Source organism: Nannocystis pusilla (assembly GCF_026626665.1).
Classification (GTDB): Bacteria; Myxococcota_A; Polyangia; order Nannocystales; family Nannocystaceae; genus Nannocystis; species Nannocystis pusilla.
Window position 1 is genome coordinate 6353680 of record NZ_JAPNKE010000002.1, and the last position, 25610, is coordinate 6379289.

Annotated in this window: 25 protein-coding genes and 2 pseudogenes; 16 read left to right on the top strand and 11 right to left on the bottom strand. The window is 71.9% G+C overall.

Annotated elements, in window-relative coordinates:
- Window positions 1-30: 30 nt before the first annotated feature.
- A complete protein-coding gene (locus OV079_RS28035; protein WP_267772010.1) occupies window positions 31-780 on the bottom strand; it encodes an SRPBCC family protein in 750 nt (249 codons plus the stop codon).
- Window positions 781-1148: 368 nt separating this feature from the next.
- Window positions 1149-2426: a cytochrome P450 family protein gene (locus tag OV079_RS28040; RefSeq protein WP_267772011.1), complete on the bottom strand. Its 1278-nt coding sequence runs from the start codon at window positions 2424-2426 to the stop codon at window positions 1149-1151.
- Between the two features lie 53 nt (window positions 2427-2479).
- Here OV079_RS28040 and OV079_RS28045 point away from each other — a divergent pair, with 53 nt between their 5' ends.
- Both OV079_RS28045 and OV079_RS28050 read left to right on the top strand, forming a co-directional pair.
- Complete coding sequence (locus OV079_RS28045) at window positions 2480-2974, top strand: TetR family transcriptional regulator (protein WP_267772012.1); 495 nt, start codon at window positions 2480-2482, stop codon at window positions 2972-2974.
- Between the two features lie 332 nt (window positions 2975-3306).
- Window positions 3307-3444 carry a hypothetical protein gene (locus OV079_RS28050; protein ID WP_267772013.1) on the top strand — a complete coding sequence of 46 codons (138 nt, stop codon included), beginning with the start codon at window positions 3307-3309 and terminating at the stop codon, window positions 3442-3444.
- Between the two features lie 523 nt (window positions 3445-3967).
- Here OV079_RS28050 and OV079_RS58725 read toward each other — a convergent pair.
- Window positions 3968-4183, bottom strand: coding sequence for a nuclear transport factor 2 family protein (locus OV079_RS58725; protein ID WP_267772014.1), 216 nt, complete (start codon window positions 4181-4183; stop codon window positions 3968-3970).
- A 294-nt stretch (window positions 4184-4477) separates the two neighbouring features.
- Window positions 4478-4582: pseudogene (locus OV079_RS58730) on the bottom strand (hypothetical protein); the annotation flags it as partial.
- A 133-nt stretch (window positions 4583-4715) separates the two neighbouring features.
- Here OV079_RS58730 and OV079_RS28060 point away from each other — a divergent pair.
- A complete protein-coding gene (locus OV079_RS28060) occupies window positions 4716-5060 on the top strand; it encodes a hypothetical protein (protein ID WP_267772015.1) in 345 nt (114 codons plus the stop codon).
- A 247-nt stretch (window positions 5061-5307) separates the two neighbouring features.
- Window positions 5308-5787: a hypothetical protein gene (locus tag OV079_RS28065; RefSeq protein WP_267772016.1), complete on the top strand. Its 480-nt coding sequence runs from the start codon at window positions 5308-5310 to the stop codon at window positions 5785-5787.
- 495 nt (window positions 5788-6282) lie between these two features.
- Here OV079_RS28065 and OV079_RS28070 read toward each other — a convergent pair whose 3' ends face one another.
- Window positions 6283-6453, bottom strand: a complete 171-nt coding sequence (locus OV079_RS28070) for a hypothetical protein (protein WP_267772017.1) — start codon at window positions 6451-6453, stop codon at window positions 6283-6285.
- On the opposite strand from OV079_RS28070, the gene OV079_RS58735 reads away from it, so the two are divergent.
- The 4 genes and pseudogenes from OV079_RS58735 to OV079_RS58740 all read left to right on the top strand — a co-directional run.
- Window positions 6437-6676 (top strand): MYXO-CTERM sorting domain-containing protein, encoded by a 240-nt coding sequence (locus OV079_RS58735; RefSeq protein WP_420829433.1) that lies wholly within the window; start codon window positions 6437-6439, stop codon window positions 6674-6676. The two genes, OV079_RS28070 and OV079_RS58735, sit on opposite strands and share 17 nt — an antisense overlap.
- A 709-nt stretch (window positions 6677-7385) precedes the next feature.
- The gene (locus OV079_RS28075; protein ID WP_267772018.1) at window positions 7386-9545 is read left to right on the top strand and encodes a hypothetical protein; all 2160 of its coding nucleotides are present in this window, start codon (window positions 7386-7388) and stop codon (window positions 9543-9545) included.
- A 273-nt stretch (window positions 9546-9818) separates the two neighbouring features.
- Entirely contained in the window at window positions 9819-10121 is a 303-nt protein-coding gene (locus OV079_RS28080; RefSeq protein WP_267772019.1) for an RNA polymerase sigma factor, read from the top strand.
- A pseudogene (locus OV079_RS58740) lies at window positions 10115-10270 on the top strand (sigma factor-like helix-turn-helix DNA-binding protein); the annotation flags it as partial. The gene OV079_RS28080 and the pseudogene OV079_RS58740, both read left to right, overlap by 7 nt.
- A gap of 332 nt (window positions 10271-10602) precedes the next feature.
- Here OV079_RS58740 and OV079_RS28085 read toward each other — a convergent pair.
- Entirely contained in the window at window positions 10603-10761 is a 159-nt protein-coding gene (locus OV079_RS28085; protein WP_267772020.1) for a hypothetical protein, read from the bottom strand.
- A 665-nt stretch (window positions 10762-11426) separates the two neighbouring features.
- Here OV079_RS28085 and OV079_RS28090 point away from each other — a divergent pair.
- Genes OV079_RS28090 through OV079_RS28100 form a run of 3 tightly spaced genes read left to right on the top strand, consistent with a single transcriptional unit; the run spans window position 11427 to window position 12849 of the window.
- Complete coding sequence (locus OV079_RS28090) at window positions 11427-12095, top strand: hypothetical protein (protein ID WP_267772021.1); 669 nt, start codon at window positions 11427-11429, stop codon at window positions 12093-12095.
- On the top strand, window positions 12092-12532 hold the full coding sequence (locus OV079_RS28095; protein ID WP_267772022.1) for a c-type cytochrome: 441 nt from the start codon (window positions 12092-12094) through the stop codon (window positions 12530-12532). The genes OV079_RS28090 and OV079_RS28095 overlap by 4 nt, the downstream gene beginning before the upstream one ends.
- On the top strand, window positions 12529-12849 hold the full coding sequence (locus OV079_RS28100) for a hypothetical protein (RefSeq protein WP_267772023.1): 321 nt from the start codon (window positions 12529-12531) through the stop codon (window positions 12847-12849). Before OV079_RS28095 ends, OV079_RS28100 begins: the two co-directional genes overlap by 4 nt.
- A 410-nt stretch (window positions 12850-13259) precedes the next feature.
- Here the strand turns inward: OV079_RS28100 and OV079_RS28105 are convergent, their stop codons facing one another.
- Window positions 13260-13505 (bottom strand): hypothetical protein, encoded by a 246-nt coding sequence (locus tag OV079_RS28105; protein ID WP_267772024.1) that lies wholly within the window; start codon window positions 13503-13505, stop codon window positions 13260-13262.
- Here OV079_RS28105 and OV079_RS28110 point away from each other — a divergent pair.
- Both OV079_RS28110 and OV079_RS28115 read left to right on the top strand, forming a co-directional pair.
- On the top strand, window positions 13489-14214 hold the full coding sequence (locus OV079_RS28110; protein ID WP_267772025.1) for a sensor histidine kinase: 726 nt from the start codon (window positions 13489-13491) through the stop codon (window positions 14212-14214). The genes OV079_RS28105 and OV079_RS28110 overlap by 17 nt on opposite strands.
- Window positions 14211-15005: a LytR/AlgR family response regulator transcription factor gene (locus tag OV079_RS28115; protein ID WP_267772026.1), complete on the top strand. Its 795-nt coding sequence runs from the start codon at window positions 14211-14213 to the stop codon at window positions 15003-15005. The genes OV079_RS28110 and OV079_RS28115 overlap by 4 nt, the downstream gene beginning before the upstream one ends.
- Window positions 15006-15012: 7 nt before the next feature.
- Here OV079_RS28115 and OV079_RS28120 read toward each other — a convergent pair whose 3' ends face one another.
- The 3 genes from OV079_RS28120 to OV079_RS28130 all read right to left on the bottom strand — a co-directional run bounded on the left by OV079_RS28120 (window position 15013) and on the right by OV079_RS28130 (window position 18511).
- On the bottom strand, window positions 15013-15399 hold the full coding sequence (locus OV079_RS28120) for a hypothetical protein (protein ID WP_267772027.1): 387 nt from the start codon (window positions 15397-15399) through the stop codon (window positions 15013-15015).
- 193 nt (window positions 15400-15592) lie between these two features.
- Window positions 15593-16792 (bottom strand): DUF4240 domain-containing protein, encoded by a 1200-nt coding sequence (locus OV079_RS28125; RefSeq protein ID WP_267772028.1) that lies wholly within the window; start codon window positions 16790-16792, stop codon window positions 15593-15595.
- A 294-nt stretch (window positions 16793-17086) separates the two neighbouring features.
- Window positions 17087-18511, bottom strand: coding sequence for a sigma 54-dependent Fis family transcriptional regulator (locus OV079_RS28130; protein WP_267772029.1), 1425 nt, complete (start codon window positions 18509-18511; stop codon window positions 17087-17089).
- A 229-nt stretch (window positions 18512-18740) separates the two neighbouring features.
- On the opposite strand from OV079_RS28130, the gene OV079_RS28135 reads away from it, so the two are divergent.
- The 3 genes from OV079_RS28135 to OV079_RS28145 all read left to right on the top strand — a co-directional run bounded on the left by OV079_RS28135 (window position 18741) and on the right by OV079_RS28145 (window position 24438).
- Window positions 18741-20477, top strand: coding sequence for a serine/threonine-protein kinase (locus tag OV079_RS28135; protein ID WP_267772030.1), 1737 nt, complete (start codon window positions 18741-18743; stop codon window positions 20475-20477).
- A gap of 1204 nt (window positions 20478-21681) precedes the next feature.
- Window positions 21682-23031, top strand: coding sequence for a hypothetical protein (locus OV079_RS28140; RefSeq protein WP_267772031.1), 1350 nt, complete (start codon window positions 21682-21684; stop codon window positions 23029-23031).
- Window positions 23032-23661: 630 nt separating this feature from the next.
- Entirely contained in the window at window positions 23662-24438 is a 777-nt protein-coding gene (locus OV079_RS28145) for an alpha/beta fold hydrolase (protein WP_267772032.1), read from the top strand.
- On the opposite strand, the gene OV079_RS28150 is transcribed toward OV079_RS28145, so the two are convergent.
- Entirely contained in the window at window positions 24372-25457 is a 1086-nt protein-coding gene (locus OV079_RS28150) for a hypothetical protein (RefSeq protein ID WP_267772033.1), read from the bottom strand. The genes OV079_RS28145 and OV079_RS28150 overlap by 67 nt on opposite strands.
- Window positions 25458-25610 lie beyond the last annotated feature (153 nt).

Genomic DNA, 25610 nt, shown 5'->3' on the forward strand with positions numbered 1-25610 from the left:
CGAGCTCACGTACCAGCGTCGGTCCGCGCCTCACTCGCCTCGCGGGCTCGCACCGAGGCTCACGCCTACAACGTCGTCGATCGCCGCCGGCACCGAGACCGCGCCACGCTCGCTGAGCCGCGCGACGTGTCCGAGCGCGCGGCGGTGGATCCCGTGGATCAGCGCGTCGGTCCACAGCGCCCAGTATGTCGTCGGGGCCAGGTCGAGCGTGTACCACGTGCTGCCGGACAGCTCGGTGCGGCCATTGCCCAGGTCGCGCAGGCGGAACTCGCCGCGACGCGAGCGGAAGTAGCCGTCGAGGTGCGGCGGGTGGACATGGCGGTACGGGCTCAGCTCGTGCATCGGCGCCGGCTGAGCGACGACGTCGAACGCGAGCCGTCGGCCGGGCTCCCAGGCGGTGATCGGCTCGACGAACGCGCCTGTGGTGAACTCGCAGTGACGGACCGCGCCGACGCCCTCGCCCTCGATCCGCGCGCGCAGCGGATACGCCACGCCGAGGTCGTAGATCCACGCTGGCGGCGCGTCGAGCTCGGCGAAGCCGACGAGGTTGGGCCAGACTGCCGTCGGTGGTGCGTCGACGACGATCGTCGTCCGCACCTCGCGCTCGACCAGCGGCGCCGGCAGCCATGCCTCGACCGCGGTCAGGATCGGCAGGACGAGCACCAGCGCCGCGATGCTCCCCGCGCCGACTCGCGCCGATCTGGCGAGCTCCTGCCCGATCATTGCGCCGAGGAGCCCGAGCGGCGCCCCGAGCGGCGCCGCCATCAACAGGCAGATCACGCCCTCGATCGCCGTCGTCGCAGGTCTCGTCGCTGTTGTGGAGGGTCACTGGGCGCGCCGGCGCTGCCTGCGCATTAAAAGGATTGAGCCACACGAGGCAGTGACGCGTAGGTCGTCGCCGGAGCCCGCATGAACGAGTCCGTCGGAGCGGCGACACGCGGCACGTCATCACCCTCGAGCTCGAAGGCCGCGCGCGGCAGTAAATCAGGGCCGTGCGCGTTTGGTTGCGCCGCCGCAGACCTCCGACGAGCAGATCGACGCCTGCCCGCGCGGCTCGCCCGTGCTCCCGCTGACCCGAGGAGTGACCTCGCGGTGAGGGGATCGAGCGGCGTTCGCCGCGACGACCGGCTCGCGCCGCAACGGTCGGCCTACGCGGGTCGATCGCCGGGCGACAGGGACACCGGCAGCGCCTCGAGCCCCCGCAGTCCCATGCCGGGACGCCAGCGAATCGCCGCGGGCGGGACCGCGAGGCGCAGGCCCGGGAAGCGCCGCAACAGCGCGGGGATCGCCACGCGCGCCTCGATCCGCGCGAGCGGCGCCCCCAGGCAGTAGTGGGCGCCGAGGCCGAACGAGACGTGGCGGTTCGGGCTGCGGGTGATATCGAGCCCGTCCGCCCCGGCGAACGCCGCCTCGTCGAGGTTCGCCGAGGCGAGCAGCAGCGTCAGCGTGCTCCCCTTCGGGACCCTGACGCCCGCGATCTCGAGGTCCTCGCGCACGAAGCGGGGCGACACCGTGCCGACCGGGTTGGTGAACCGCAGCAGCTCCTCGATCGCGCCGTCGATCAGCTCGGGGCGGTCGCGCAGCAATCGGAGCTGGTCGGGGTGCTGCAGCAGCGCCAGCACGCCGTTGCCGATCAGGTTCACCGTCGTCTCGTGCCCGGCGAACAGCAGCAGGAAGACCATCGAGATCAGCTCGTCCTCGCCGAGCCGGTCGCCGCCCTCCTCGGCCTGCACCAGCGCCGTCATGAGGTCGTCGCCCGGCTGCTCGCGCCGGAGCTGGACCAGGCGCCGCAGCAGCCGATTGAGCCGGACCATGTGCGGGTAGTTGAGGACGAACCCGACCGGGTTCTGGCTCCCGGGATCGACGACCCGCGCGAGCAGCTTGCGGAACTGCATCCGCTCCGGCCCGGGGACGCCGAGCATCTCCGAGATGACGGTGAGCGGCAGCGGCAGGGCGAGGTCCGCGATCAGATCGACGACGGGCTTCCTGGCGGCCGCGTCGAGCAGCTCCTCCGTGATCCGCTCGACCCGCCCGCTCAGCGCCTCGACCCTCGCCGGCGTGAACGCCTTCTGCACGAGGTTGCGCAGGCGCCGGTGATCCGGCGGGTCCTTCATCACCATGCTGTCGAGCAGCAGCTTGATGACGTTCGGCATCCACCAGCGCTCCAGCGGGCCCTTGCCGCCGTCCGTGATGCTGCGGCGGTCGCTGGCGAGCCGCGGGTCTTTCAACGCGCTCACGACGTCCTCGTAGCGCGTGAGCACCAGGCTCTCGCCGAACAACAACGAGCGCGAACGGATCACCGGCCCCAACCGCCGCAGCCGGGCGTACACGGCGACCAGGTCGGCCCGCGCCTCCGGCTTCTCCAGCTCGCGTTGCACGTTGAGGCTCACGGGCTCGTTCATCGCTGACTCGAACGCGATGCTCATGGTAGTCATCCTCTCCGGGGCTGCCCCATCCATTTATGGCACAAAGTGCCAAAATGCAACAGACACGGCGAGGACGGCCCCAGGAGGCCGATCCGCGCGAGATCGCCCGCATTGCGCTCGACCTCTTCGAGCGCGAGGGGTTCGACCGGGTGACCATGGACGAGATCGCCGACGCCGCGTCGGTGAGCCGCCGGACCCTGTTTCGCCTGTTCCCCTCGAAATGGGAGCTCGTCTGGGGCAGCCTGGGCGACATTCTCGACGTCATGCGGCAGCGCGCCGCCGCGCTGTCCGGAGCCGACCTGCGGGTCGGCGGCGTGCTGCGCGAGTTCATCGAGCCGTTCCTGCGCCCGCTGGACGACCCCGAGGCCGCCGCGACGGCGCGGCGGCGGCTGCGGGTGATCGCTAGCGCCCCCGCGCTCCTCGACCACCCGACGCTCCGGGAGATCGAGGCGGTGCTGGCCACGGCGGTGGCCGCCGGCCCCTCGCCGAGCGGCGCGCCGCCTCCCTGGTCGCGCACACGCTGGTCGCCGTCACGTTCGCCACGCTGATGTGGTGGGCGGAGCACGGCCAGGGCACGAGCGCGCTCAAGGCGACGCGCGCTGCGTTCCAGGCCCTCGCGCTGGCCGACGAGCCCGACGCGCCCGCGAGCCCGCCGGCGACCGGCTGACCTTCCCACGGCTCGGGTCGGGTCGGGTTGGCGACGGCTTGGCAACGCCTCCTGGGCTCCCGGCTCCCCGGCTCGCGGGCGGGACTTCGGAGTCGACCTCCATCGCTCATGGCTCCGCGATGCGTGTCTGAAGCTGTCCGCGGGGACACAGGCTAGCGTTGGTCGCCGGGGCCGCTGGTCACGGTATAGCGTTCCTCTTCGATGGTGGTAGCGGTGCTCCTGGCGGCATGGGGCGTCCTCGAGGTCGAATCGCAGCACGGCCCACTTCTGGTAGGCCTGCGAGATCCGCAGGTGGGGCGGGAGGAGGTCGTAGACCCGCTCGACGAGGACGTCGCCAGCGGCGTAAGATGAGCCGCCTGTCCTCTGGTTCACGTCGAGCGCTTAACCTGGCCATCGACCGAGTATCCACCGCCGAGCGTGATGTCGCCCGTTGCTCGGACTTGCCCGTCTCCGTCCCCACTCTGCTTGTCTCGCCGGTCGGGCGGCCGGCGGCCTGAAAGCTTGGTCAATCGGGGGGTCCAGGGTGGCTTGGAGGCCCTGATGCGCGGCGGCGTGATCTCCCGGTTGTCTCGAATTTCGTCTCGAATTCGTCGCGATCTGGGCAGCTTTCGATACAACCCCTCGAATTCGGGCCCGTAGGGGGGCATAGCTGGGGTTGTGCACCACGTCACCAACGTCCGCGAGACGGCACCATCCCCGCCGTCGAACCGAAGAGCTGGCAATGCTCAACACGTTCCGCACTCAGGCGCAGATCGAAGGCGGCGCGGTGTGCGACCCGCCGGGCTGAAGCGTCGGCGTCTCATGACTTCGACGACGGCCACGAGGCGATCCGCGGGCGAGCCGCTCCACAGCGTGTTCGCCGGCGCGAATGACGTCAGGAGGCGGGCGCCGGGCCCCAGGCGGCGGCGGCGATGCGCCAGCCGTCGGCGACGCGCAGGAGCAGGATGTGGTCGACGTAACGCGTGCCGGCGACCACGACGTCGGTCTTGACCGCGGCGAGCTTGCCGTGCCCGACCACCGCGAGGACGCGCCAGCGGCTCTCGCGGTCGGTCTCGCCGCGATCCTGGCGCTCGGCGTACACGGCCCCCACTCGGACAGCGTCCGTGCGCCGTAGTCGACGCCGTCGACGCCCACCTGATGATAGCGGCAATCCGGTACATGGCTCGCGGCGAGCAACGCCGGCTCGAACGCCGCGTGGGCGGCCAACTTGTCGGCGAGCGTCGCCCGCACGGCGGCGTCGTCGGCCGGGGTGAGCGGCGTGATCGCCTCGTCGTGTTGCTCGCCTCGACGTTGCTCGCGCGCCTGGCCGGCGAGGCCCGGGGCTCCTACGACGCTCGAGCAGCCTCTCGATGAGCCCATGCACTCGAGATCGCCCGCCGTTTGATCAGCTTGCGCGGGCGATCGTCGTCGGAGTGATACGTCGTCGCCGCAGCGCTGCGAGTCCGAACAGGCCGAGCAAAACCGGCGAGCCATCCGTGAGCGAGCAAGCGCAGCCGCTCCCGTCTGCGCCCGAGGTCCCGTTCGAGCTACCACCATCCGTGGCGCCTCTCGAGTCCTTCCCGGTGCCCGTGGAGAGGTCGCCTCCTGTCTGGGTGGACCCGAGTGTGTCGACTCCGGTCGTGGTGACCGACGAACCGCTGGTCGAGGTCTCGGTGCTCGCGGCTCCGGTGCTCGCGGCCCCGGTGCTCGCAGCCCCGGTGCTCGCAGCTCCGGTGCTCGTGCCGGCTGTCGTGCCGTCGCCGGAGGTGCCGTCCCCGAACGACAAGCAGAGCTTGAGCGTCTGGCAAGTGAGCTCCTCGTCGCTGCACGTATCGTCGCGTGAGCATGGACCGCCGTGTTCGGTCGGCGGCGGCAAGAGTGCCTCGTTCTCGCCGAAGCACGCCTTGACCGGCTCGCAGTCGCCACCCTTGCAGTCGGCATCGGTCTCACACAGGAACGCCCGGCAGAACGCCGCGCCGCAGGCGTAATCGACGTCGCTGCCGGGCGGGCACTCGTCCGGCAGCGGCGGAACGACGTCGGCGCGCGCGGGCGGGGCGACGAAAGCGAGCGCAACAATCAGCCTCCAAGCGCCGGGCGGAAGATTCATCGACATCCATGCCTCTCGTTCACGGTATCATTCCCAGAAGCCGCATGGACAGATGCTCGCTCGTCGCCCTGGTGCTTGCCGGGGACCTGGCATGTGGGACACCCGCTCCGGCCTGCCCGCCGGCGACCATGGCCGACGTCGGGCGCGCCCGGGCGGTGCTGGACGCGGCCCGCGGCACGCGTGCCGGACGCGGGCTCGACGACGCCCCGGCGATCTGCTTCGGCGGGCACGACCGCGGCTCGGTGCTACCGGACGGCGTCGCCGTGATCTCGAGCTCGCTGGATCACGAGAACGCGGCGGCCCGGCTGATTCACCTGCGTACGCACGTAGCCGACGGGCTGCACCGCTTCCCGGCGCCCGGGGTGCCATGCGACCGCCAGATGGAGGTGGTGATGGCCGCCGAGGCACGGGCGATCGCCGCGGAGATCACGGCGTGCGACGAGCTCGGGTGTGCTGAGCCGCCGTACACCTTCGCGTCCAAGCTGCTCGCCGCGGCCCCGGATGAACGGGTCGGACTCGTGCTCGCGCGCATGCGCGACGAGCCCGCGGCGGACGGCCTCGATGGGATGCTTCGCCGCTACCGGGTGCGTTGCGAGCAGATGCGGTGACTGGCGAACATGGGCCGGCTGGGCGTGTACCACTCGCGCACGCTCGGCCTCCGCGCGCACGTGCCCGGCGGGCAGGCCATCGTCGCCGTCTCGCACGCAGGCCGCCGTGCGAGGAGCCACGCGCCGACATGACGGCTGTCCTCGCTCGACCCGTGATACGGTGACGACGGGGTGTCGTCGATGAACCGTCGTCTGCGCTGTATCTTTCCCTCTCGGCCCTGCTCGTGTCCCTCGCAGGCCGAGCGCGCGCCGATATCGCCCCGCCGCCGCCGGAGGACTGCCCGCCCGGCAGCTTCGAATATATCTCCTGCGGCTTCGCCTTCTGCCGCGCGCTCGACTGCCAAACCGACGCCGACTGCCACGCCGGCAGCGTATGCCAATGCACCAAGGCGTGCATCAGCCCGTTCGAGCCCTCTCAACCGCCCCAGCCGGTTCACGGTGGCCCGTGCTCGCCTGATGACACTTGCGGCAAGCCCGAGGAGACCTGCCAGGCGATCAAGCTGTGCCTGCCGCCGGAGACCGACACCACGACGGGCACAGGCGGCGAAGCTCGAGCTGCCCCGCGACGACCGGCTCGACCGGCGACACCTCGACCAGCGTCTCGAGCACCGCCGCTGCGCCCACGACGAGCGGCGACGCCTCCTCGACCGTGAGTTCGAGCGCCACCTCGGGGAGCGGAAATTCGAGCGACAGCGCTGGTCGTCCGGATCGCAACGACGAGGATGGTTGTTCCGGGTGCGCCGTCGATGACGGTTCGCGGGGCGTGCTCCTCGTGCTCGCGTTCGCTGCGGTGAGTCGACGGCGCGCTCGCAACAAGCCATTGCCTCCGCCCTTTCTTCGTAGAATTCCCCGCCTTCGATCATCGCCTCGAATGCAGTGGCCCCGATAGTGCGGGCCGCCGGTCTCCGAGTCCGCCGGGCGGAGAATGACCGCAGGGCCTCCGACCCCTTCGGTGCATAGATTCGAGGGTCGCCGCGCGCTCGCCGGCTCGGGCGAGCGCGCAATGGGGTCTCGCCCCTGCAATGTGCCAGTGGCCTCGGGCCGCGGCTATCCGGCGCTGACCGCGCACATTTCGCGCTGAACCATGTACACCTCGGGCGCGGAGGGCTCCGACGGGGATGCCCGATTTCGCGCATGGGTCAGCCCACGGCACGTGCGGGGCCCAGACCACAAGGGACGTCTGTCCGCGCCGAATTGCGCTAAGCGCGCGATGGCGCGCCGCTGGGGCGCGAGGACCGAAAATGCGCCCGGATTCTCCGGGAAGAGATCTCCGCGTCGATCCCGCAGGTCCGAACGACGTCCGAATTGGCGAAATCGCGAGCGGCCCACGGTTGCGACCTGGACTCTGTTCTAGTCGCGGGCTGGGTAAAACGCGACTATCGCGCCGCTGAATCGGCGCGGATCAGCGCGGGCGGTGCCGCGCATTCGCGGGGATGCGGTCGCCGTTTCACGGTGCCTTCCCCGGCTTCCATCGCCTGCCTGTCCCGTGAGCATATCGCCGTCGTCCCCGAACCCAGGAGATAGCGATGACTCGGAATAGAGTTCAATCTGCGTCGTTGGCCGCGATGATGATTGGTGCGATCGGTGCATTCGGAACGGTGGGGTGTACCGATACTGAAGTCGACGAGACGGACCTCGACGACGTCGAATTCAAGAAGGATGACGATCCGAAGTTCCCGTTCCCGGGCGAGAGCGTGTCGGCGGAGAAGCTGCCGTTCGTCGAGCCGATCGAGACGGCCGAGGTGTTCGTCCAGAAGTTGCCCAAGGCGACCGAGGCCGGTGAGAACGTCGCGGTGCACATCAAGCTGGCGGAGCCGCACAACAAGGAGCTCGGCGAGAGCTTGATCCGCGTCGTCGGCGACCCCAAAAACCCGATGATGCTGGTCCGCAGCGACGCGCTGGTCGAGCTCGGCGTGCTCAAGGACAGCCCCGGCAAGCAGTTCTTCACCGCCTTCGCCACGCTCACCGACGAGGAGCTCGAGCAGCGCGCGAAGGCCGAGGCGACCTTCGAGAAGTTCGGCGAGACCACGAAGGACCGGATCGTCTTCAAGGGCCGCAACCCGATCGCCGTCACGACGGGCATCAAGTTCGACATCAGCGTGTTCGACACCGGCGTCCCGGTCGCGCTCGGGCCCTGTCCGGTCATGCCGATCTCGACGCCGGCGCGCTGGGAGGAGGCGCTCGTCATCACCGACCTCGCGGTGGTCCGCGACAAGAACCGCACCAACGACGTGTGCGACCCCGGGCTCGACAACCCCAACGGGGTGTGGACATTCAAGCACCTGATGGAGGAGATGGCGATCGGCTCGGGCCTCAGCACCAACGACTTCGTCGTCAAGTGGCTGTCGACCTGGCTGACCAACCAGGTCGTCAACAACGACACGCTCCCCGCGCGCACGCAGATGTTCCAGCAGGTGATCCGGCCGTGGGCCAACGCCAGCGGCGTGACCTCCTCGCTGGTGGGCGGCAACCTGATCCTCGGCGGCCCGCTCAACCTCGACAAGGCGCCGTTCCGCCTGTCCGCGATCGTCAACCGCATCGACCTCGGCAAGACCAGCAGCGGCGGCGGTTATTTCGGCGGCGGCATGCCGCTGACCGCGGGCGAGATGCGCTTCGTGTTCGGCGTGCAGAACCTGAACAGCTGCAGCCAGCTGCCCTTCTCGGTGATCTTCGAATACGGCGTGCCGCGGGAGGACTGCGCGGCGATCAAGGACTGGGCGAACCAGTGGATCCGGCTCAGCGACCCCTTGCTGCCCCGGTTCTCGTCCTCGTGGCGCGCGCACCTGGAGAGCATCACCGAGAACGTGGTGCTGAGCGGCGCCGCGCCGCTCAAGGGCAACCAGAACGCGATCAACCAGATCCGGACCAACGAGAACGCGCTCAACTTCCACTGGGAGCTCCGCGAGTTCACGCTCTCCACCGAGGACCCGCTCACCAACGTCGACACGCCGGCCGACGGCCCGCTGCTGCCGCACAGCGTCGCGCTGACCCCCGACGACAGCGCCTACAACGCCAGCTCCGACCTCAACATCGACGACTGGACCCTGTTCACGCCGATGCCGCCGTCGGGCGCGCCCGGTGCGGTCCTGTCCGAGGTCTCGATGGGCGCGTTCTTCACCTCCGGCGCGAGCGGCAACACGGTCGTCGGTGACTGCAGCCCGGCCTTCGAGATGCCGCTCGAGGCCAGCGGCATGCCGCTGCGCGGCGGCAACGCGTTGGTGTTGCCCCCGACCCACTGGCAGATCGGCGCCGCCGATTCGAGCGATCCGCGGGAGGTCTGCGCGCGCCAGCAGTTCTCGGTCAACACCTGCAACGGCTGTCACTTCGCGGACACGAGCACGTCGTTCTTCCACATCAACCCGACGACCGCGCCCGCGGTCCTCTCGGACTTCCTCACCGGCACCGGCGCCGGCAACGTGCTCGCGGTGCCCGACCAGCAGTGGGGCCCCGGCGTGGCGTGGATGGAGTTCGCCGACCTCGATCGCCGGCACAACCGGCTCTACGAGATCGCGTGCAACAACTGCGGCCGCAGGGTCGTGTTCCCGCACCTCATCGACCTGATCGTGGAGTTCAACGGCGGCCTGGTCCCGGTGGACGTCGCCACCGACAAGGATTCGCCGTTCAAGGTCGGGCCGGTGAAGGGCCTCGACACGGTCAAGCAGCTGCTCGCCGCCACCGCGAAGGCCGACAAGGACGCGGTCACGCAGGACGTCGAGCTGAGCAACTTCACCGGCACGAACCAGATCTTCGTGCACTGAGTCGCTCCGAGCAGCGCCCGCGGCCGACGAGGCCGCGAGCGCGGGCGGCTGCCTCGACCGGATCGCAGGCGAGGCAGCCGCGAGAGCACGGAGGCTCGCACCTCCTGCCGACCGGGATATCGTGGTCCCGGCTTGCCCGACGACTCCCGCTCCCGGATTCGCGCGAGGCCCCGGCTCTGCGCGCGCGGCGCGGGCGGTCGACGGCCGAACCGCGGCGCGCCAAGATTTTTCCGTGCAACGCTCGCGGCTCCGGCGGCATGCAGGGAGTGCATCATGGCGCATTCGGAGACGACGGCCAGCCTGCTGGCGGACCTACGGTGGCTGCGGCAGTTCGCGCAGGTCCTGGCGCGCGACGGAGACGAGGCTGACGACCTCGTACAGGAGGCGCTCGTGGCCGCGTGGCGGCGCGGGCCGGACAGTGAGGAGTCACTGCGCCCGTGGCTGGCGACGGTGGTGCGAAACCTGTTTCGCATGCGCCTGCGCGCCGACGCCCGACGCGAGCGGCGCGAGCAGACGGTCGAGGGCCGACGTCCGCGCCGGATCCCGACCGCGAGCTCGAGCGCCTGGCGGTGCTGAAGATCCTGCTGAGCGAGATCGAGGCGCTGTCGGCGGAAGACCAGCGGATCCTGATGCGGCGATTCTTCGCAGGCGAGCAGGTGGTCGACATCGGTCGCGAGCTCGGCGTGCCGGCCGCGACGATCCGCTCGCGCCTCCATCGCTCGCTGAAGCGCCTGCGCGACCGCCTGGACTCGCGCTGCGACGGTCGCAAGAGCTGGTGCGCGGCCGTCCTGGCCGGGCCGCCGGCGCTGACGACGACACCGGCGAGCGGGGCGACGAAAGGCGGCAGCATGAGCGTGATCGTGAAGGGGTTGCTCGTGGTCGCGACGGCGGCCACGGCGGGCGTGGCCGGATGGGTGGCGCTGGGCAGGTCGCCGGGCGAATCATCACAGATGGTCGAAGAGACAGGCGGCAGGCCGACCGCGAGCGCGACGCCGGCCGCGACCGATGCGGCCGACCCACGGCGCGAGGCCTGGGAGCGGCGCAAGCGGGAGATCCGTCAGGGGCTGCCGGCGCTCCCGCGACCGGCGCCGACGCCCGCGCGGCCGAGCGACGCCTTGCGAGCGGCCTTCGACGCGTGCATGCGGGACCTCGGGGCGACGGGCAGCGGCGCGCTGACGATCGACGTGACGGAGATCGGCGCCCCGGACATCGGCACGATCTACGAGTCGGTGGAGATCGTGGAGACGACCTTTCCCGACGCGGAGGTGCTGACGTGCCTGACGGAGTCGATGCTCGGCTGGGTCGGCGAGGCGCCGGCGGAGAGCTTCGAGCGCCGGCCCCGGGTCACGCTGGTGCTCGGGGAGCCGGCCGACGACGCGGAGAAGGAGCGCCGGCAATTCGAGGCGATCGTCGGGGCGCACGTGCGCGAGATCCAGTTCTGCGAGAAGAAGGCGCCGGGCAGCCAGGGCCGGATGACGCTGCTGTGGACGATGGGCGCGCCGCAGGACAACGTGCTGCGCGCGCAGACGGTGACGCCGACGGTGTCGGAGGTGCCGCAGGCGATCGTCGACTGCGCGGTGGAGCGGGGGCTCGCTGGGCGTTCCCGGCGAAGATGGCGGAGAAGTCCTACGAATACGCATTCGTACTACCGATCGCGGCGCCGAGGGCCGCCCCGTAGCGCCGCGCGCGTGCCGGGCGGATCGCGCGCAGGCCGACCTCATCGTCCGCTCGGCGCCGGGCCATCCTCATCGCCTCTCCGGCTCGTGCACAGCGCGGGACGGCTCGTCGTAAGCGCGCGACGGCTCGTCGGGAACGAATGGCAGGGCGTGTCGCCCGCTGCGAGAGTCGGAGGAACCCCTGACCCTCGAAACGGAGCCCGGCATGCTTCAACCTCCCCTCCGCAGCGACCGCAAGCCGGCCGCGGGCGCACGCAATCACTCCTCCCTGGCGGCGCTGGGCGCCATCGCCCTGCTCGCCACGAGCGCTTGTGGCACCCAGACCGAGCCGGCCGTCACCGTCGAGCCGCTCTTCAAGGAGGCCTTCCAGAAGACCAATGGCCGCTCCTGCGCCACCTGCCACGTGCCCGAGGACGACTTCACCCTGACGCCCGACCACGTCGCTCGCTTGCTCGCGACGAACCCGGACGATCCGCTGTTCGCCGCGATCGACGCCGACGACCCCACCGCCGAGACGTTGACCTTCGAGCACCTCAAGAAGGGGCTCGTGCGCGTGTGGCTCACCTTGCCTGCCAACATGGACGTGATCGACGACGCGGGGAACGTGACCACACCGCCCGATCGCAAGATATTCGTGTGGCGCGGAGTGCCCTCGATCGCCGACTCGGTGTTGACGCCCCCTATCAATTGGACGGACGCGAGGAGACCCTCGAATCGCAGGCGCAAGGCGCCCTCACGGGGCACAGCGGAGGAGGCACGGCGAGCAAGGCCGAGCTCGCGCGGATCGCCGAGTTCGAGCGCAGCGTCTTCTCGTCGGACCGCGCGCGCGCGGTCGCCGACGAGCTCGCGAGCGGGGTCGCATTCGACGACGTGAGCGACGTCGAGGCTTCGATGGAGCTGTCGCCCGAAGAGGAGCGCGGCAGGGAGGTCTACGAGAAGGTGTGCGCGTCCTGTCACGGGGGCGCCAACAAGGCCACGATCGTCGATCGCGCCGTCCACGATCTGGCCTTCCCGGCGCTCAAACCCGACGGCAACGTGCTGTTCGAGGTCCCGGCGACGGATCCCCCGAGGCCGGTGCTCGCGGCTCAGCCCGAGAACGAGTTTATCAACATCGGCTCGGCGATGGAGAACTTCCTGGTCCAGCTGGGCGCCACCGAACACGAGAGCTTCACGAAAGACCTGAGCTTCCCGGCCTACCGGTTTCGCTTTTACAAGGACGCCGCGCGCACGGAGGTCGCCGCGGACCTGCCTCCGCGCTCCCGCCCGGCGATCCGTTCTCTGGCGCGCTCGACCCCGACGGCAACCCCGTGACGGGGCCGAATTTCTTCCCGCAGTTCTTTACCACCGACCCGGGGCGCGCGGCGATCACGGGGAGCCCTCACGACTTCGAGGCGTTCGACATCCCGACGCTGCGTGGAATCGGGAGGACCGCGCCCTACTGGCACAACAACATCTCGGAGACCCTGGAAGACGTGGTCTCGCTCTACAGCGACCACCTGCTCGCCAAGTTCCCGTCCCTCACCCTGCCCGGCGAGAAGGAGCCGGACGCGGACGGTGACATCGGCCCTCCCGAGGCACTCACCAAGGAACAGAAGAGCGACCTGGTCGCATTCTTGCGACGTCTATGATCAGAGAGCCGTCGAGCCGCGGGCGCGCGTCGCATGCTCTGCAGATCGGCGGCTTCGCCACGTCGCGGGTGGCTGGCGGCGCCATGCTCGCGGCCGTCGCAGCGATCGCCATCCGCCTCCACCCGGAGGCGGATGCGCCGCTGCACCGCTGCGCCTGGCCACGCGCGCGCGTGGTCGAGGTCAAGCCGTCCCAGGCATCAACGTGGCGCGCACGCGGCTGTCTTGACATTCATCAAAGCGGCGGCTAGCTTGGCGGCGTCGTGAGAGGTTCAGCGCTGCAGCGGCCTTCGCTCTTCACGCGAAGGGCATGGCTGATGGCCATGGCATTGGTGACAGGCATCGGTCTGCTGCAGACCGCCCCCGAGTTCTTCGAAGGCGAGCACATTGCGAGCATCGCCCTCCGGTTCTTGCTATGGGTGATCGAGACGCCGCTGCAGGTGTTCGCGTTGTCGGCCATGTTCGAGTACGGCGCCCGACGGCGGTTCAGCTCGGCGAACTCGGTGATCGCCTGCCTCCTCGTCGCAGCGGTCGTCGGGGCGCTGTTCGCCCTCGCCTTCGTGTTCGTGATCGAAGGGCTCCTGGGTTTCGAGCTCGATGAAAAGGGCCGCTCCGCTCCCGCTCGCCGCGGGGTTCGGCGCCATGATCGGCGTGGTCATCGCCGGCATCTGGGGGCTCGCCTTCGTGTCCCCGCACGTGGCCGAACAGGCGCAGCGCCGCGCGCTCGAGACGGAGCAGCTGCGCTTCGAGGCCGAGCAGCTGCGGGTCTCGTCGGAGATGGCGCGGCTGCGTTCGCAGCTCGAGCCGCATTTCCTCCTCAACACCCTCAACACCATCGCCGGGCTGGTGACGCAAGATCCGCGCGAGGCCCGGCGCCTGCTCGGGTGCCTCGGAGACCTGTTGCGCGATTCGCTGCAGGGGGACGGCGAGATGCAGACGCTCGACAAGGAGGTCACCTGGCTCCGGCGTTACGCGGAGATCCTCGAGTCGCGCCACGGGGACGCGATCCGCTTCGAGTGGGACGTCCCTGCCGACGCCGGCGGCGTGCTGCTGCCGCAGCTGTTGCTGCAACCCCTGCTGGAGAACGCGGTCCAGCATGGCGCGCTGTGTCGGGCCGGCGGCGGCCGGGTGGCCGTGCGTGCCAAGCTGCTGCGGGGCGCCGGCGCCGGCACGAAGCTCGTGTGCACGGTGACAGACAACGGCCCCGGCCTGCCGACGGGCGAGCCGCGCTCCGGGGCGCTCGGCCTGCACGCGGTGCGTCGACGACTCGAGCTCCGGTGCCCGGGGTCGGCCTTGCGCCTGCGATCGTCGAGCGAAGGGACCTCGGCGGTCATCGAGGTGCCCGTGACTGCGGAGGGGACGGTATGAGCAGCGAGGGCGGCGAGAAGCTGCGTTGCCTGGTCGTCGAGGACGAGTGGGCGGCGCGAAACTACCTGGTCGAGCTGCTGGAGGGCTCCAATCTGGCGCAGGTCGCGGGCGCCGTCGCGTCCGCGGCAGAAGCTCGGGAGATCCTGCTGGGCGACGGGCGCCTCGCGCTCGACGTCGTGTTCCTCGACATTCGCCTCTCCGGCGGGCGAAACGAGGGGCTGGAGATCGCGCGCGAGCTCGCGGCGCTGTCCGGGCCGCCATTGCTGGTGTTGGCGACCGCGTTCAATACCCACGCGCTCGAAGCGTACGACCTCGGGGTCGCCGATTACCTGCTCAAACCATTCACCGAGCAGCGGGTCGAGCGATGCTTGCAGCGGCTGCGGGCCCGCCGACCGCGGGTACAGCCCGCCGGGCCGCTGCGGATCGCCGCGCGGCGGCAGAAGAGCCTGGTCTTCTTCGACCGCGAGGAGGTGTGGGCATTCGAGGCGGCCGAGCGCTTGACCCGGGTGCACACCGCCCACGGCGTGTTCGACGTCGACCTGTCGCTGTCCGCGATCGAGGCGTCGTTCGGCCGCGCGCTCGCTCGCGTCCACCGCAACTGGCTGGTCAACGCGACGCATATCAAGGAGTTCGAGCGCGACGGCGAGACCCGGGTATGGGTGGGCGAAGGACTGGTGGCGGATGGCCGCGGCATTCATGTGCCGGTCGCCCGCGAGCGCGCGCAACAGCTGCGAGACATGCTGCTCGCCAGCGCGACGGGGCTGCGCCGCGTGGGCCGTGGCGAGGGCTGACTGCCGCTCACCGCCGCGGCTCGCTCGGCGCGCCCGCGCTGGCGAGCAGCGCGAAGCCGTCGTCGCACACCATTTCGCGGCCGCTGCCCGGTTGCCATCCCCTCGCCATCGCCGCCTGGATCAGCCGCGCCGCGAGCGCGGGTCGATTGAGGTTATAGGCGACGCCATCGACGAGGAGCCTGCCGTCGTACCCGCCCCAGCCCTGGCCCGCGGTGGTGCTCCCGCCCTCACCGTCGACGAAGTGGACCCGCAGCGCGCCGCGGCGCTCGCCCTCCCGCCAGGCCGAGAAGCGCTCGACGCAGCGGTGATTGCCGTCGACTTCGAGATGCCCGTGCGAGCGCGTCCAGCAGAAGCGCACGCCGTCGATCACGAGCCGCCGTGGGACTCCCACCATGGCGAGGGTAGCCGCACGCGACGCCGCCGGTCAACGAGCGCCCGGACGCGTCCTGTGTCCGCCAAAATCGCGACGGGTCACTGCAATTGCCGAGGCCGGCGAGAAAGGGCGGGTTCGACCCGTAAGCGCGTTCTTGGGGCTGCGGGCGAGCGATGACCCGGGCGGTTCGACGACCTCTGCCGCCCCGGGGCCCTCACCCGGAGATCGATCGCAGCAGCTCGCGGATCTGCTCGGCCTGCAGCAGCATGCCGTAGGTCTTCGTGCCGGGGATGAAGCGGACCAGCAGGCCGACGACCTCGCCCTGCGCGGACAGCAGCGGGGCGCCGCTGGTGCCGCCGAGGACGAGGTCGGGGCGATCGAAGGCGACGACGCCGAGGCCGCGATCGTCGGCGACCTTGACCGCGCGGTGCAGCCGCCGGGTCCGCGGGGCGCCGGCTCGCACCGAACCGGCGAGGAACACGACGTCGCCGGGGATCGGGCTGCGGGCCGCCAATCGCAGCAGCGGCAGCCCGTGGCCGGCGGGCAGCGCGAATGCACAGAGGTCGCGGGTCGGGTCGTCGCCGGTGGCGCCGGAAATCACCAGAGAGCGGCCGGCGACGCCGGTCGGCGCGCCGTCGAATGGGTCGGTCAGATTCACCGATTCGACGAAGCGGTCCATGAGCTCGCCGGGGACGGCCTTCGAGAGGCCGCCGGCGGGGCCGAACAAATGCTGGCAGGAGACGAGCAGGTCGCGACCGAGCTCGGGGAAGGCGAGCGGGAAGGCGGAGCCGGCGGCGAACGGGCCGACCACCGAGACGAACTCGGGCTTGTTGACGGCGCCGCGCGCGAGCGTCGGCGCGCCGGGGTCGTCGGCGTCGTCCTCCTGTTCGGGCTCGCCGTCGTCCCAGAAGCGGGCGTAGAGGCGCGGCAGGTGCTCGCGCAGCAGCTCGCGGGTGAACGTGGCGCCCTTCAGGCGATCGGCGGGCCAGGTCGACTGGCCGTCGATCTCGACGCGGTGCGGGCTGCCCGCGAGCTCGCGGCCCTGCGAGCGCTCGTAGGCGACGGCGGCGGCGCCGAGCATCGCCTCGCAGCTCGGGGGTTCCTTCAATGGTAGGTCGGCGAGCGAATCGGGGTCGTGGATCGCGGCCATGTAGACGCGTTCGCCCTGCGCGATCAGCCAGCCGCGGAAATAGTCGAAGCCGTCGTCCGAGCAGCCGCCCATGATCGTGTACGCGGCCGCCCACAGCTCGCGGCGACGGGCAGCGCCCTGATGGGCCCAATACCAGGCGTCGAACGCGGCGATGTCGTCGGCGGGCAAGGCGGCGAGCAGCTCGACGAGCGCCGCGGCGGTGCGGCGCGTGCCGGCGTCGCTGCGAGCCGCGTCGATCAAGTTCCAGAAGCGTGTCCGGTCCACGGTTGCTGGGTAGCTCGATACAAGCGGCGACACAAGACCCGACGCATTCCGCGCGGATTCGCCCGCGGGCCGGGACCTTTCCGCAGGTCCTCTCAATCGCGTACCAGGGCTCGCGGCGGCATGGATCGCGGTGCTTGTCCCTGACCCCGATCGCGGCCGTCGTCGGCGACCGCCACACGTCGTCGCCGTACGTCGAAAGATCGAACCCGGTGGAATCGCCTCGATCGTGGGGCCGTACGCCGGCTCGACACGCCCCGCGCTCGCGTTCGACGGGGAGCTCGACCTCGCCGTCGCTCAGCCGATATCGAGCTTCTTCATCAATCGCTTGAGCTGATCGCGGCTGCGCAGGCCGAGGAGCCGCCAGGCCTTCTCGCGGACCCCGCCGCACTGCTCGAGCGCCGCGACGATCTGCTCGCGCGTCAGGTCGGCCGGCTCGGTGCTCGGCTCCGGCAGTCGCGGCGCGGCGCCCCGGGCCTCGAGATCCGGCGGCGCGGTGAGGCGATCGCCGACGCTGGCCGCGATCGACCGCAACAGCAGCGCCTTCAGCTCCCGCACGTGCCCCTTGTAGGGGTGATGGACGAGCGCGCCGATCAGGCCCGCGTCGGGCAGCGGCGGGCCGTCGCCGCCCGAACGGCGAGCGGAGAGGCCCTCGACGGGCGCGTCGCGGAGGAGGTGGCGGACGAGCAGCGGGATATCCTCGGGGCGCTCGTCGAGCCCGGGGACCGCGACGGTGTGGATAAAGCGGGCGCGGAGGTCGTGCTTGAGGTCGTCCGGGTCGCGGTTGGTCGCGCAGACGAAGCGGACATCGACGGTCCGGCTGCCGGCCTCGCCGAGCCGCGTGTATTGCCCGCAGTCCATGACGCGCAGCAAGTGGGCCTGATGCGCGTGCGGCAGCTCGCCGATCTCGTCGAGGAAGAGGGTGCCTTCGTGGGCCTCGCCGAGCATCCCGACGCGGTCGGGCGCCCCGGGGTGCGGGTAGTCCTTGATGTTGCCGTACAGCTCGGCGTCGAGCAGGCTCTCGGGGATGGTGGTGGCATTGCGCGCGACCAGCGTGCGCCGCCCCGATCGCTGGTGGATCGCGCGGACGATGAGCTCCTTGCCGGCGCCGCTCGGCCCGTGGACGAGCACGTGCTCGCCCTGCGACGCGACGAACGCGAGCGCGTACCGGAGCGCCCACGCGGCCGCGGACTCGCCGACCATGCCGAACGCGTCGGCCTCGCCGAACGGGAACGGCTCGACGCCCGCCGGCTCGCGCGGCCAGTCGCTCGGGCGGTGGGTGTAGAGCAGCGAGAAGCGATCGACCGCCGTGACGACGTCGCCCGGCACGACCACCGCGCTGTCGACGTCGTGGCCGTTGACCTGCAGCCCGCCGCGTCCGAGCTGCTCGACCAGCAGCGCGCCGTCGGCGTGCGGGACGATGCGGAGCTGCCAGCGCGAGACTCGGCCGTCGCGCAGGGCGCCGGTCACGGTCCGCTCGAACGGGCGGAGGCGAGTCAGGACCAGGGGCAAGGCGCCGTCCTCGCCCGGCTCGACGGCGCGGCCGAGAGTGAACGGCCCGTCCACGCCCGGCGGGAGACAGGCCACCTCGCCGACGCGCTCGGGCTCCTCCAGTGACCACACGAGGGCGAGCGCCGGGGTCATCTTCTGCGCGCCGCCCCCTCGCTCCCGCGGCGAGACGCGGTCGTCCCAGGTCGACTCGTGCGGCGCGCGCAGGGTCATCGCCACGGCAGTCTACCCCACCTCCCGCGGCCGCAGCCGGACGCCGCGCGCGACGGCGCCGGCGCCGGCGCGCCCGCGAGGGCCGCTCGCGAGTGTGGGCGCCCGCAGGCTCCGACGCGCCCTCGCCCGTCGCGCCGCGAGCCCGGACAGGTGCACAGGAGCTGCGCGAGCGCCTTCGAACCGATGGCGTGCTGCCGGCGCCGTTCGGCATACTGCGCGGTGGCGCGGCTTGACCAGCACCACGGACATCAACGCCGAAGCGGCGACGCTCCCGACGCTGGACTCGAACAGCAGCGAGCCGCCGGTGACGGACGCGAGGGCACCGGACCGCGCCGCGTCGAGCGCGGGGCACCAGCTCGGCCGCTACCGGGTCCTGCGCGTCCTGGGCCAGGGCAGCGCCGGGGTGGTCCACACCGCCTACGACCAGATCCTCGATCGCGTGGTCGCGCTCAAGACCGTCCGCACCGACCGCAGCACGTCGACGGGCGTCGGCCGGTTCATCCGCGAGGCCAAGGCCCTCGCCCGCCTGTCCCACCCCAACATCGTCCACATCTACGACGTGAGCACCTCCGGCGGCCAGGTGTTCCTGGCGATGGAGTTCATCCGCGGCCGCACGCTGCGCCAACACCTCGCCGACCACGGCGGCGCGCCCTGCTCCGACATCGTCGCGCTGTTCGTCGCGGCCGGTCAGGGCCTCGCCGCGGTCCACCGCGCGGGCCTCGTCCACCGCGACTTCAAGCCGGACAACGTCATGGTCGGCGACGACGGCCGCGTCCGCGTCCTCGACTTCGGGCTCGTCCGCGACGCCCAGAGCGACCCCTCGCAGGAGGCGGGCGGTCGGGCGGTCTTCGACGTCGACCTCACCACGACCGGCTGCGTGCTCGGGACCCCCGCCTACATGGCGCCCGAGCAGCACCGCGGCGGCGAGGCCGACGCGCGCAGCGACGTGTTCAGCTTCTGCGCGTCGCTCTACGAGGCGCTCTACGGCGAGCGCCCGTTCGTCGCCGACAGCTACGAGGCGCTGCGAGCGGCGATGCTGGAGGGCACCGTGCGCCCGCCGACGCAGTCGCGCGTGCCGGCGTGGCTGCGAGACGTGGTGCTCCGCGGGCTGCGGGCCGACCCCGCAGCCCGCTGGCAGGCGATGGAGCCGCTGCTGGCGGCCCTGGCGGCGGACCTCGGGGCGAGGCGCCGCCGCTGGCTGCGGCGGATCGGCCTGGTCTCCGCGATCGCCGGCCTGACGCTCGTGGGCACGCTGGCGACGCTGCAGCTCCGACGCGCTGGGTCCAGGAGCGGGTCGAAGCCCTGGCGGCCGAGCACCTCGCCGGCGTCGAGGCCGAGCCGGTCGCCGAGCGAGCCGACGCGGCGTTCGCCGCCTTCGTCGAGGATCCCGCGCACCGAGGGACCCGCGCGCTCGCGCAGGCCTGGCAGCACCGGGGCGATCGCCGACGCGCCGCGGGCCGGCGCGACGAGGCGCTCGCCGACTACGCCCGCGCCTACGCCGAGGCGTCCACGCGCGAGGACGCGAGCGAGGCGCTGCGACGGATCGCCCGCATCCACCTCGGCGGCTGGAACACCGCGACGTTCTCGCAGGTCGTCGCGACCTTGCCCGCCGAGCTCGACGATCCCGAGGCGACCGACCTCCGCGTCGCCGCGGCCCTGCGCCGCCGCGACCTGCCGACGGCCAACAGCCTCGCCGAAGCGTCGTCGTCCGGGCTCGGTCCGCTGCTCCGCGTGCTCACGCCGGGCCTGCCGGCGGGCATCGGCGCGAGCGCTGCGATCGCCCTGCCCGCGGGCGGGCCGTGGAGCGCCGCGGTCGTCGACGACGGGGGCCACGAGCTCGTGCTCCTCGACTCCCGGCTGCGTCCCGGCCCCCGCTGGCGCTCCGACGCGGGGATCTATCTCGTCCAGGGCGACGCACCGTGGGCGCTCACGCAGCACGGCGACGAGGGCCGGCTGCTCGACGTGACGCGGCCGGAGCCGCCGCTGGCCCGCTTCCCCGCCGAGGTCGCGGCGGTCCCGCGCGGCATCGTCGACGCCGACCGCGACGGTCGCCCCGAGCTGTACTTCGGCTTCAAGTGGCCGGTGCGCGGGTTCCACGTCGTCGATCCCGGGGGGATGCGAGTGGCCCACGAGCCGAGCCACCGCACCGGCTCCGACCTCGAGGCGATCGTCGCCGCCGACCTCGACGGCGACGGGGTCCAGGAGATCGTCGCCGCCTTCGGACCGCCCCGCGCCTTCGACCTGCGCGTGTTCCACGTCGACGATGCCGGCGCGCTCGAGCTGGTCGGCCGGCGCCAGTTCGGCTGGGTCCGCATGCTCGGCCTGCTGCGGCGCCCGGACGGCACCACCGCGCTGGTCGCGTTCCGCGACGGCCGCGGCGAGAACGTCGACGTGTTCCCCGAATCACCGCACCACGGCGAGGCCCCCGGGCTCCATCTGCTGCGCTGGTCCGGCGGCGCGCTCACGACCCTCGCGCACGCGCCCTCGCCCCACGACCTGCCGCTCAGGGCCGAGGACGACTTCGTGATCGCGGACCTCGACGGCGACGGCCACGACGAAGTCGCGGTCCCGCTGCGCGAACCGGGGGGCGCCGCGCGCCACACGCTGCTCGTCCGGCAGACCGCCGACGGCGGGCTCGAACCGTTCGTGCTCGGCCACTGCGAGCCGCTCGCGGCGGTGCGCCTGGCCGCCGACGCGCCGCACCGGCTGCTCGTGGCAGACTCCGCGACGCGCGCCCTGTGGGCCCTCGGCGTCGGCGACGAGCCCTTCCCCCGGTCGTCGCCCCGCCGTCCGCGTCCGTTCCGCCGCCGCCGACGCTGACCGACGATCTGCTGCGCGAGCGCTGGATCCGCGCCGACGATCTCGCCGCGGCCGGCATGCCCGCGAGCGCCGCCGAGGTCCTCCGCGACAGCGCGTCCATGGTCGGCGACGAGGGCGTTCGCCGCCGCTTCCGCGCGCGCGGCGGCGCTGTTCGCCAGCGCCGGCCAGCCGGAGGCCGCCCTCGCGCTCGACGCCGAGAACCTCGACGACGCCGCCCTCGCCCCCGACGCGCTGCTCCGCCGCGCCACGCTGCTGACCGACCTGGGCTCGTACCAGGAGGCCGCCGGCGCCGCCCGCCACTGCGCGCTCACCCGGGCCGCAGCGCCGCGCAGGAGGAGGCCGCCGCGGCGATGTCGGAGCGCCTCGCCTCCCTGCTCGACGCGCGCGAGGGCGTCGAGCTGCGCTTCGACGCGGCGACCCTGCCGGCCTGGCGCTTCGATCGCCCGGCGACCTTGCGGATCGATCCGGTGGCCGGCGCCCTGCACATCGAAGCGCTGGCGAGCCAGGGCCGCCTCGCGGCCTTGCCCGTGCGCTGGGACGGCGGACCGGTCGAGATCGAGGTCGAGCTCGACGTGGCGCGGGCCGAGTACAACTCGGCCCTGAGCTTCGCGCTGGTCGACGAGGCGGGGCGGCCGCTGATCGGCGTCGACGTCGGCGGCCGCGGCGACCGCAAGTTTCGCCTCCGTGAGCTCGGCTGCCAGCCCGTCGGGCAGTACCGCGAAGTGTTCGCCTCGCGTCCGGTGTCCTCCGCAGCGACGCGGCACCGCGTCATCATGCGGGCGACGTTCTTCCCCGACCGCGGCGTGACCGAGTGCGTCGCCGACGACGACGGCCAGCGCACGCACGAGCCGTTCCGCCAGGCGACGCACCCGCGCCCCGGCCGTTACTCGCTCGCCATCGGCAACACCGACCCGTACGCGGAGCACCTCCTCGTCGCCGACCTCCGCCGCATCACCCTCCGCGGCGCGCGGCTCGACGACCTCGCAGCGGACACCTCCCCGGCAGCGCAGATCGGCCGGGCCCTGGTCGCCGGCGACGCACCCGCGGCGCTGGCGATCCTCGAGCAGACGCCGCCCGCAGCTCCGCATCACGCCCTGCTCACCCTGCTCGTCCACGACGCGCTGGCCCGGCAGGTCGCTCCCGCCGTCGTCGCCGCGGCGCTGTCCGGCCTCGCGGACGCCGACCTGCTGCATCTGCTGCGGACCCGGCCCGGCCTGGCGCCCGCCGTGCGCGCGGCCGCGGGGCCCGGATCCTCCGCCCCCTCGCCGCGGCCTGGTTCACGCTCGCGCGCCATCACTTCGACGACCCCGCGCTCCAGCGCGAGCTGCTCGCGGCGCTCGCCGGGATCGAGACGCTCACCGCCGACGACGACGCGGACCGACGCGCCATCGGCGTGCTGCTGCACGCGCGCGCGAAGATCTACCTGCAGCTCGGTCGCCGCGCCCACGCCCGACGCGACTTCGAGCGGGCCCTGGTCGCGTTCGGCGCCACGGCGGACGCGCCGGGCGAGCCGCTGCGCAGCGCGACCCACCTCGCCCTGGTGTTCATGCTCGTCGACGACGACCCCGACGCGGCGCTGGACCACGTGCTCCGGGCGGTCGCCTGCGACGACGCGCCCGAGCTCGCCCAGGACCGCCTGCGCCACGAGCCCCGGGTCGCGGCCCGCGCGGCCGCCGACCCCGCGTGGGCGCGAGCATTGACGGAAGCGCAGCTGCCTGCGACCTGCGCGGCGCCGTCCGTCCGCTGACGCGCGCGATCGTCAATCCACGTGCTGTCCCAAGAGACATCACGTGATGTCCCCGAGGACATCCGCCGCAGCTCGGCGCCCGCGACGACGAGGCCGGCGGAGCCGGGCCTGGCAGCGGCGACGCATCTATCAGGGCACCTGCGCTCGAACCGGAGAGCTGGCAATCGACGCGCCCCGCGAGCAGGCGCCGATCGAGGGCGGCGGCGTGTGCGATCCGCCCGGGTGAAGCGCCGTGCGCAAGTGCAAACTTCGCACGAGCGCCCTGCGAATTTCTGCCCAGATCGGGCCGAACGCCAGGCGAATCTCATGACCGACCTCGACGCGGGCGGAGCGGGCGCGGGCGGACGATTGGCCGCGAAACCTGTCCGGGCCCGACGCGTGCGCCCGGCAATCGCCGTCCTCGCAGTCCTGCGGAAGAGCTCGCCGAACCGCCGTCGGACTCGCGTCGATCGACGACAGGGGCATTCTCGAGCGCGCGAGGGTGCGCCGCGCAATTGACGGCGACGACGCTCCGCAATCTGCGAGGATTGACAATGGGCGAGCGCCACAACTACGGTACGGTCAAAGGTTCCGGCGATCGAGCATGAGCCACCAGGTGCGGAGATCCTACGAACGCGGTGAAGTAGCGACTGGCGAGCCGAAGCACTTCGTGCTGGTCCACGGCGCGTGGCACGGCGCGTGGTGCTGGGCCACGACGGCGCGGCTGCTGATGGCACGCGGGCACCGCGTGACCCCGCTCGACCTCCCCTCCCACGGCGCCGACGAGACCGCGCCGGCATCGGTGACCCTCGGCCACTACGCCGGCCGCGTGATCTCCGTCCTCGATGAAATCGAGGGGACCGTCGTGCTCGTCGGACACAGCATGGGGGGTATCGTGATCTCGACGGTCGCCGAGGCCCGCCCCGCCAAGGTCGAGAAGCTCGTCTACCTCTCGGCGTTCCTGCTGCCGAACGGCACGTCCCTGCTCGACGTCGCGTTGCAGGACAGCGACTCGCTGGCGACCCCGAACCTGTGCGTCAAGGCCGACGAGGGCGTCGTCGACCTCAACCGCGACGCGATCGCCGACATCTTCTATGCCGATTGCGAGCGCGAGGTCGTCGACCGCGCGCGCACCCTGCTCAAGCCGAACCCGCTCGCGCCGTTCGCCACGCCGCTCGCCCTGACCGACCGCGGCTACGGCAGCGTGCGGCGATTCTACATCTCGTGCGCCAAGGACCGGGCGATCACCCCCGCGGCGCAGCGGTCGATGCTCGCGGCGATGCCGTGCGAGGCGGTCCACGAGCTCCACACCGATCATTCGCCGTTCTTCTCCCAGCCCGACCGACTCGACGACGTCCTCGTCGAGATCGCCCGGGCCTGACGACGGCCCGCGCCCGGCTCAGTCCTGGCAGCCGATCCGCTCGTCGTCGAGCGCGACGTCGTCGATCCACGCGGTGAACCCCGGCGGCGACTCCTGGTAGTTGACCCAGCCGATGCGGACCTCGCTGAAGGCGTCGGGGATCTCCGAGCCCGCGTATTGCCCGGCCCGTTGGCGATGCTGATCTGCTCGACGATCGCCCCGTCGATGTAGAAGTCGTAGCTCTGCGTCGGCCCGTCGATGTGCCACTCGGCGCAGTGCCACTCGTCGTCGAACTTCCAGTCGTAGTCGCTGCCCTTGCCGAACTCCGGCCCGTTGGGCTGCACGTTGTAGAGGTACTGGAAATGATTGCCGTTGCCGTCGTCGTTCCAGCCGTCGACGTCCTCCTTGACGGTGTCGACGACGCGGACCTCCTGATCGCCGGTCGTCGGGCCCTTGCCGTAGAGGGCCACGAGCGTCGAGTGGACGAAGGCGTCCGGGACCGGGAGCGCGACCTTGTAGCGGATCCGGCCCCAGTGGCCGCTGCCGAGCGCGGCCGCGTCGTGGTAGATGCGGCGCTCCCACACCGGGATCGGGCCCATCTTCAGCGAATGCGCGCCGCTCACCGCCGCGTCGTCGGCGACGCCGATCGGGTCGCCGTGGCGGACCCAGCCCGGCGGGATCGCGCCGACCTCGGTGTCGTCGAAGCTCTCGCAGAGCAGGTACTTCCCGGGCGGGCACGGGCCCAGCTTCGGCTCGCCCGTGCTGGTGCCCGGGTCGGTGGTGGAGCTCGGCGCGGTGCCGGTCGGCTCGGCGGTGGTGCCCGCGGTCGCCGGCTCGGTGCTGCTCGTGCCGGGCCCGCTGCTCGTGCCGCTCGTGGGCTCGTCCGTCGTCGCCGCGGACGTCGCGGCGCTGGTGGTGCCTGCGTCGGTGCTGCCGCCGCTGCTGGTGACGTCGCTGCCGGTGCTCGCCTCGGTGTTCGTGGCGCTCGTCGCCGGCTGCGCGGTGCAGCCGGCCGCGCCGAACACGACGGCCGCCATCACCGCCCGTCGAACCAATGACGACTGCGCAAAGAGGTCGCGCGCCGCAACTCGCTCGAATGTCCTGTCCGCCCCGGTCTTCCGCATGCTTCCCGCTCCCGTCTCGGAGCCCAGGAACACCGATCCCCGCCCGCGCTGTCAAGCGCGGGTCGCGGC